This window comes from Acidimicrobiales bacterium, from assembly GCA_035533095.1.
Lineage (GTDB): Bacteria > Actinomycetota > Acidimicrobiia > Acidimicrobiales > Palsa-688 > DATLUM01.
Genome location: DATLUM010000092.1, coordinates 48,794 through 55,505, shown reverse-complemented (window position 1 = coordinate 55,505; position 6,712 = coordinate 48,794). Strand labels below are relative to the sequence as shown.

The 6,712-nt window shown below is 66.4% G+C and carries 9 protein-coding genes; 4 read left to right on the top strand and 5 right to left on the bottom strand.

The window, feature by feature from the left end:
* The first annotated feature begins 296 nt into the window (after positions 1 to 296).
* From VNF71_11460 to VNF71_11450, 3 genes are all read left to right on the top strand, one after another.
* Complete coding sequence (locus VNF71_11460) at positions 297 to 689, top strand: hypothetical protein (protein ID HVA75168.1); 393 nt, start codon at positions 297 to 299, stop codon at positions 687 to 689.
* 96 nt (positions 690 to 785) lie between these two features.
* On the top strand, positions 786 to 1,787 hold the full coding sequence (locus tag VNF71_11455; protein ID HVA75167.1) for an AIR synthase-related protein: 1,002 nt from the start codon (positions 786 to 788) through the stop codon (positions 1,785 to 1,787).
* 94 nt (positions 1,788 to 1,881) lie between these two features.
* Entirely contained in the window at positions 1,882 to 2,337 is a 456-nt protein-coding gene (locus VNF71_11450) for a hypothetical protein (protein HVA75166.1), read from the top strand.
* A 301-nt stretch (positions 2,338 to 2,638) separates the two neighbouring features.
* Here VNF71_11450 and VNF71_11445 read toward each other — a convergent pair whose 3' ends face one another.
* The 5 genes from VNF71_11445 to VNF71_11425 all read right to left on the bottom strand — a co-directional run bounded on the left by VNF71_11445 (position 2,639) and on the right by VNF71_11425 (position 5,283).
* The gene (locus VNF71_11445) at positions 2,639 to 3,004 is read right to left on the bottom strand and encodes a DUF427 domain-containing protein (protein HVA75165.1); all 366 of its coding nucleotides are present in this window, start codon (positions 3,002 to 3,004) and stop codon (positions 2,639 to 2,641) included.
* A gap of 123 nt (positions 3,005 to 3,127) precedes the next feature.
* On the bottom strand, positions 3,128 to 3,676 hold the full coding sequence (locus VNF71_11440) for a hypothetical protein (protein HVA75164.1): 549 nt from the start codon (positions 3,674 to 3,676) through the stop codon (positions 3,128 to 3,130).
* The gene (locus VNF71_11435; GenBank protein HVA75163.1) at positions 3,673 to 4,002 is read right to left on the bottom strand and encodes a helix-turn-helix transcriptional regulator; all 330 of its coding nucleotides are present in this window, start codon (positions 4,000 to 4,002) and stop codon (positions 3,673 to 3,675) included. Before VNF71_11435 ends, VNF71_11440 begins: the two co-directional genes overlap by 4 nt.
* A gap of 110 nt (positions 4,003 to 4,112) precedes the next feature.
* A complete protein-coding gene (locus tag VNF71_11430) occupies positions 4,113 to 4,613 on the bottom strand; it encodes a hypothetical protein (protein ID HVA75162.1) in 501 nt (166 codons plus the stop codon).
* Positions 4,614 to 4,806: 193 nt separating this feature from the next.
* The gene (locus VNF71_11425) at positions 4,807 to 5,283 is read right to left on the bottom strand and encodes a nitroreductase family deazaflavin-dependent oxidoreductase (protein HVA75161.1); all 477 of its coding nucleotides are present in this window, start codon (positions 5,281 to 5,283) and stop codon (positions 4,807 to 4,809) included.
* Positions 5,284 to 5,458: 175 nt separating this feature from the next.
* Here VNF71_11425 and VNF71_11420 point away from each other — a divergent pair, with 175 nt between their 5' ends.
* Positions 5,459 to 6,640 (top strand): ATP-binding protein, encoded by a 1,182-nt coding sequence (locus VNF71_11420; GenBank protein HVA75160.1) that lies wholly within the window; start codon positions 5,459 to 5,461, stop codon positions 6,638 to 6,640.
* Positions 6,641 to 6,712 lie beyond the last annotated feature (72 nt).

The following is a 6,712-nucleotide window of genomic DNA, read 5'->3' as shown; positions in this document are numbered from 1 at the left end:
CTCGTCGTCAGCATCCTGCTCGCGTCGCGCAACCCGAGCCTGGAGGCCGACGAGACGGGCACAGTCGGTGAAGCGGTCGACCGCTTGCGGGCGACCTCCCACTGATCTGTGCCCTTCGCGGCGAGGGCGGGCGCGTCCTCGCCGCGATTCTCCGCCGTCCCGGCTGAGCGACGCGACCCTCGGTCGCGAGAGCCCTCCAGCCTTCGTCGTCGCAGGCAGGGGCTTACACTGGGTGTGCCCGCGGAGCACGGGGCAGCTCTCTCTCGAGCTGATTCGATCGATCGAGGGAAATCGTCGTGGCTATCAGCGAGGAGAGTCGCCACCATATCTACCAGCGGCTGGAGCAGGTGTTGGGCCCCAAGGAGGCCGCGGTGCTGATGGAGCACCTGCCGCCGGTGGGCTGGGCGGACGTGGCCACCAAGCGCGCCCTGGACGCCCTGGAAGCCCGAGTGGATATGCGGTTCGACCGGGTGGACGAGCGATTCGCGCGCATCGACGAGCGTTTCACCGAGGTCGACCGCCGGCTCGAAACCCTGGACGTTCAGATGCGATCTGGATTCGCTGAAGTCAATCGGCGCTTTGACGAGACGTTCCGGGAGTTTCGCTCGCTGCTGGTCTCGGTGATGAGCGTCATGGCGGTGCTGTTCGCTGCCATGATGGGTGCCGTCGTGGCAGCCATCAAGATCTGATCGACCAGAGAACTGCCGGGGGCGTGGACCCGAAGCCCGGCGTTCAGCTCGCGACCGGGCGGTCTTTTCCCTGTTGGGCCATACGATGCTCGAGTCATGTGTGCCGCACGGACGCTGGGAATCGGCAAGCTGCCGGTTTTGCTGCTCGGCCGTCTGCTGGCTGCTGCAGAGGGCTCTCGCACCGCTGATGTCCTGCTCGGGCCGGCGGTGGGTGAGGACGCCTGCGCCATCGACCTGCCAGGCGGTGTCCTGGTCGTGTCCACCGATCCGGTCACTCTTGTCGGGCGGGACCTCGGCCGTTACGCCGTTACGGTCAACGCCAACGACGTAGCCGTCACCGGCGTCAGGCCGCGCTGGTTCCTGGCCACGGTGCTGCTGCCACCGGGGTCCACCGAGCCGGAGACGGCGGCGCTGTTCGCGCAGCTGGGTGAGGCACTGGCCGGGTGCGGTGTCGCTTTGGTGGGCGGTCATAGCGAGGTGACGGCTGCCGTCCGCCAGGTTGTGGTCGTGGGGCAGATGATCGGATTCGCGGAGGACCGTCGTTTCGTGACGACCGGTGGTGTGCGCGAAGGCCAGGTTGTCTTCCAAGTCGGTGTTGCGCCTGTGGAGGGGGCGGCCGTGCTGGCGTCGGGGTTCTCCACGAAGCTGGGCGGGCTCGACCCGGAGGTGCTCGAGGCCGTGGAGGCGGCGTTGGATAGGCCGGGCATCTCCGTCGTGGACGCAGCGCTGCTGGCAGCCGATCTGGGAGCGACGGCGATGCACGACCCGACCGAGGGCGGTCTGGCGGCGGGTCTGCACGAGATGGCGGCAGCTTCGAAAGTCCGCCTACGGGTGGATCGCGACCAGGTGTTGTGGTGGGAGCCGGCGCTCGAGGTCTGCCGGGCCGTCGGCGTCGATCCGTGGGCGACCCTCGCTTCTGGTTCGCTGCTGGCAGCCTTCGACGCCTCGGTGGCCGACACCGCCGCGAACGCGTTTGCACAGGCCGGACATCGAGCAGCGGTGATCGCGGTGGCGGAGGCGGGCGAAGGGGTGCTCGAAACGAGCGGCGAGCCGGTTGCCTGGCCTGAGCGTGACGAGATCAGCCGTTTGATGGATTGACGGCCGTTGGTGTCGCAGACCGTGCGTACACTGGGAAAAGCCCCTCGGAGAACGGGACGAGTTCTCTCTGACCCGATTCACCGAGGAGGCTTTCGTGGCTATCAGCGAGGAGAGTCGCCACCATCTCTACCAGCGGCTGGAGCAAGTGTTGGGCCCCAAGGAGGCCACGGTGCTGATGGAGCACCTGCCGCCGGTCGGCTGGGCGGACGTGGCCACCAAACGCGACCTGGACGCTCTGGAGACCCGCGTGGATATGCGGTTCGACCGCATCGACGACCGGTTCGCGCGCATCGACGACCGGTTCGCACGCATCGACGAGCAATTCGGGCGCATCGACGAGCAATTCGGGCGCATCGACGAGCGATTCACCGAGGTCGACCGCCGGCTCGACACCCTGGACGTTCAGATGCGATCCGGATTCGCTGAAGTCAATCGGCGCTTCGACGAGACATTCCGTGAGTTCCGCTCGCTGCTGGTGTCGGTGATGAGCGTCATGGCTGTGTTGTTCGCCGCCATGATGGGCGCCGTCGTGGCAGCCATCAAGATCTGATCGGTTCACTGGCGCGGTGGGTGAGTGGATTTCCCTGAAGCGCTGTCCCGTGAGGTCGCGGACCCTGGCCGAGTGATCGTGACGAAATCGTCGCGGCGGTGGCGCGCCGGCTCAGTCCCGATACCGCCCGCCCACCGAGTCCGGGCGGGGCAACTCTCGTTGTTGCGTGACCCCGACGCGGGTTCCACCCGACCGACCGGGATACCACGGCACTCATCGCTGAATGGCGTCAAACCCTGCTCGGCCCGCAAGGCGAACTCGTCGACGTCCTCGGGAGAAACTGAGCCGCCCCGGCAGTCACTCAGGCATTTAGCAATTCGCCATCAAGAGTGATTTCAGTCCGGTCTGGATAGAAGGACAGCATCCCGCCGATATCAGAGGCCTCGGGCTTCGGTGTCTCGTAACTCCACACGATGCCGTCGTGGGTTCGTCCGTCGATCTCCACAGAGAAGTAGGAGGCCTCGCCTTTGAACGGGCAGGTGGTATGGAATGACGTACTGCGGAGCAGGTCCATACGCACGTCGTCGCGCGGGAGGTAGTACCGGGGCGGGAGACCGGTTTCTTCCAGGCGCATGGCGCGGTCGGTGGAAGCGAGCAGGTTGCCATCCAAGCGGACCTCGACGTGGGCCTTGCTCGGGACGATGTTGATGGTGTGGCCGACGCTCATGACCGGTTCAACGACGGTACTGATCAGCGCTATTCCGTGAGACGACCCTCAGCTTCGGCCGGTCCCAAGAGTACGCCTCCACAATGATGCGGTACCTAATGGCGGCGTCGAAGGGCTCGGCGATCATCGAGCGAGCGACAGCAGGTGCTCGACGCGGTCGTCGTCGGCTCTCAGGAAGCCCGCGAGCACTCCAGCGACAGCGGACACCTCGAGCGACCCGGCCGCCACCATGGCTTCGAGGTCGGCCCAGTCTCTGGTGCGGTTGAAGAACGCCTTGAAGACGGCGAGGTCATGACAGGCAAGGAACGGCAGCTGCTCGCCGACGAACGGCTCCAGGTGGACCCGAGTTGCGACCTGTTCGTGGAACTCGGTCGTGTTGAGGAAGACGTCGACTGGAGTGTTCTCCCACCACAGCCGTGCCTGCCCGTCTCGTTCGAGGAGGGCGCGGTCATCCTCCGTCGCGACAATCTCGGGTGGAAGGGCCGCGAGGGCCGAGGCGGTGCGCTCGGGACTGACGAACACGTTGATGTCGAGGTCGATCGTGCCCCGCGCCTGTTGTGTGCACCAGGCCAAGGCGAGCGCGCCACCAAAGGCGTGGCTGATCTGAGCGGCAGCCAGGCTCTCGTGGATGGCCATCATCTTGTACGGAAGGCCCGTCGGGTCGAGGCTCATGCGCGGGTATCGGTCGGGAACCGGGGGAAAGTGATCACGGGATCGTGGCGAGCGGGGAACTGGGCGGCAAGATCGAGGACCTGGAGGAGCTCTCGACCCTTGGCGTAGCGCTCAGCGTCGGTCGCATCGGGTCGACCCGAGATGGTGATGTCCGAGGCGTAGCCTGCGGCTCGCAGGATGCGGTCGAGGGTGTCGACGCGTGGAATCGTTCGCCCGGCCTCGTAGGCGGCCAGGGTCGCATGTGAAGTGTCGGCGCGCTCGGCGAGAGCCCGTAGAGACAGCCGGGCGTTCAGCCGAGCTCGACGGAGCGTGCTGGCAGCGTCCATTCCAGCTACATTACCACAGCGGTATCAGATTAGATACCAGGACGGGTAGTGAACTCGTCGACGTCCTCGGCGCGTGGTCATCCCAGCCGTGCTGGGTAGTCGTATTTGGTTCAGGTTGCGGGCGGGTCTCCAGGAGGCACGATGACTGTGCCGTCGGGTCGAATTACGTACCAGTAGCCGCCGTTGAGATTGAGGCCCTGGCCGGCCGCGACGCCCGCCGTGGTGTCACTCACGTAGGTGTAGAGCGGCCAGCCGTTATAGGTGACTACGGATCTGCCGCTCGAATAGAGGTCGCTCCCGAGCAGGGAAGGCTGGACACCTGGGCCGGCCGCGGCGCGCTGGTTGGGAGACATGAAGACGGGCGGCCATATCACCGCGCAGGAGTTCTTGCAGGTCACCCGCTGGCCATGGTCGGGCTGGAAGACATAAAGAGCGAAGCCAGCGCTGTCGGTGATCACATCGGCCTTGAACTGCCTCATGTAGGAGGCCTTGATTGTGGGCGGCACAGCGCTGGGCGGTGTTGCCGGTGGTCCCTGCGCTGCCCCACACGCTCCGGCTGTCAGCGCCACGGCCACGGCGGCGGCCGCACGCACGAGCCGGTGACTTCGCATCGAACAGAACGTACCCGACGGGGGCGAGGAGCCCACCTGCCTCTCTGTTTCGGGTTCACGGTGGGGTGGTGCACCTGGGTAGGCACCCGACGGAGATGCAAAAGACGGCGCTATCGGTGCGAGACCCGGTTTGCCCGGAACCGCCCGCGCCGGCCGGACAAGGGCCCGTCTTCGAGGCAGTCCCCGGAGATCGTCATGGCACGGTGGGGCGGAAAGCGACCATCGGTAGCTGTTCGACCAAGCGGCGTCGGGCCTCCACGGAGCCGTCGTAGTGCCATCCGGCCAGATAGCCGAGCATCCGGTTGATGACGGGGCGGACATAGCGGTTGCGGTGCTCGTAGTCGGCCAGTACCTCGGCCGCCTCGTCGTGGGGCAGCACCCGGTGGGTTGCGGAGAAGCTTCGGCTGCCGACAGTTATCCGGACGTCGCCTCCAGCAGTGACGTTGCGGTACCAGTCAGCGGCTGGGCCCCAACCCGACACCACGACAACTTCCCCCTCGGGATCCCACTTGACGACCTCGAGCGCAGTCTCATATCTGGTGCCGCTGCGTCGCCCACGATGCTCGAGCAGAACGAACCGGTGCCCGAGCAGGGAGCCGAGGCGCCAGTGATACAGGCGTATCGGGGCCTTGAAGAGCCGTCGCACCCAGGGGCTCTCCCGGTCGAGCACCTTCCGATCGTGCCACCCATGCGAAACGGCATGCCATCCGCAGCACACCATCGGGCTATATGGCAAGCGTTCTATTCAGATGTATACGGGCGTTTCATCAGCAGGGTAGATCCATATCGGACCGCCGGGGTGTGGGGTTCATGAGTCTATGGTTGATGCTAGACTCTTCGGAGTCTTGGTAAGTACCGTCGTCAACCCCTACTGCGCCGGCGCCGGCACTCGCCCAGGAGTTCTGGCAGGTCGGGGCCGCCAGCTGGCCATGATCGACCGGCTCATCGGCCAGTTCCAGGGGCGGCGGGGCGCGGAGAACATCGTGTGGACCGGGTTGCGCGGGATGGGCAAGACCGTCCTCCTGCAGACGGCACTCGACCACTTCCGCGACCAGGGATGGCTGGCCGGGTACCACGAGGCACGCAAGGGTGCCGGTATAGGTGCATCGGTGGCGAGCATCTTGGTGCAGGGCCAGGCCGTGCTCGGACGGGGAAGGGTCGCCAAGACGCTCGACTGGCTCAAGGAGCTGGTCGGCTCGGCTTCGGTCGCCGCCTCGATAGGAGAGGTGACCGTGAATCTGGGTCTGCAGCCCCGAGCCGATCGCACACTGCCCGAAGACGCCCTCGACGCCCTGTTCGTGCGCCTCGGCGAGGCGGCGGCCGAAGCCGGCGTCGGCGCGGTGTTCCTCTTCGACGAGATGCAGCTCATCGACCGCCGGGACCTCTCCGCTCTCCTGCACGCGGCCCAGGCGGTGGAGGGCCTTCCCGTCGCCTTCGTCGGCGCTGGCCTGCCGGACCTGCCGGGGCACCTGGCCGCGTCAGGTACCTATTCGGAGCGCCTCTACTACGACCGGGTGGACTGGTTGTCCGACGCGGACGTCGACGAGGCCATCCGCGGCCCGGCGAGGGAGTTCGACGTCGACTACAGCGAAGGGGCGCTCGCTTTGCTGCGCGAGGCCGCCCAGTCCTACCCGTATTTCGTCCAGCTTTTCGCCGAGGAGACCTGGTGGGCTGCAGATGCTCCCTCCGACCGCCCCGGGACGATCATCGACGCGTCAGCGGTGCGCCGGGCCCTGCCACCGGCACGCCGGCGCCTCGACGAGGGGCTCTACCGGATCCGTCTGGAGAAGGCGTCCGCCGGCGAGCAGGGGTATCTGCGGGCAATGGCCGAGATCGGCGACAGCCGGATCCCCTCCGGGGACGTGGCCCGCCGGCTGGGACGGACGCCTAAGCAGGCGTCGCCGATAAGGGATCGCCTCATCGCCAAAGGCATCGTTTACGCCCCCGCGTACAACGTCGTCGAATTCGCCGTCCCCGGTTTCGCGGACTACCTGCGCCGGTACTTCGCCGGCGACGGACCCACGTAGGAGGGCCACGCCATCGGGGAGCTAGACAGCCAAGGCTCTAACATGAGTGTTAGACTCTTGTAAGTCTACGAC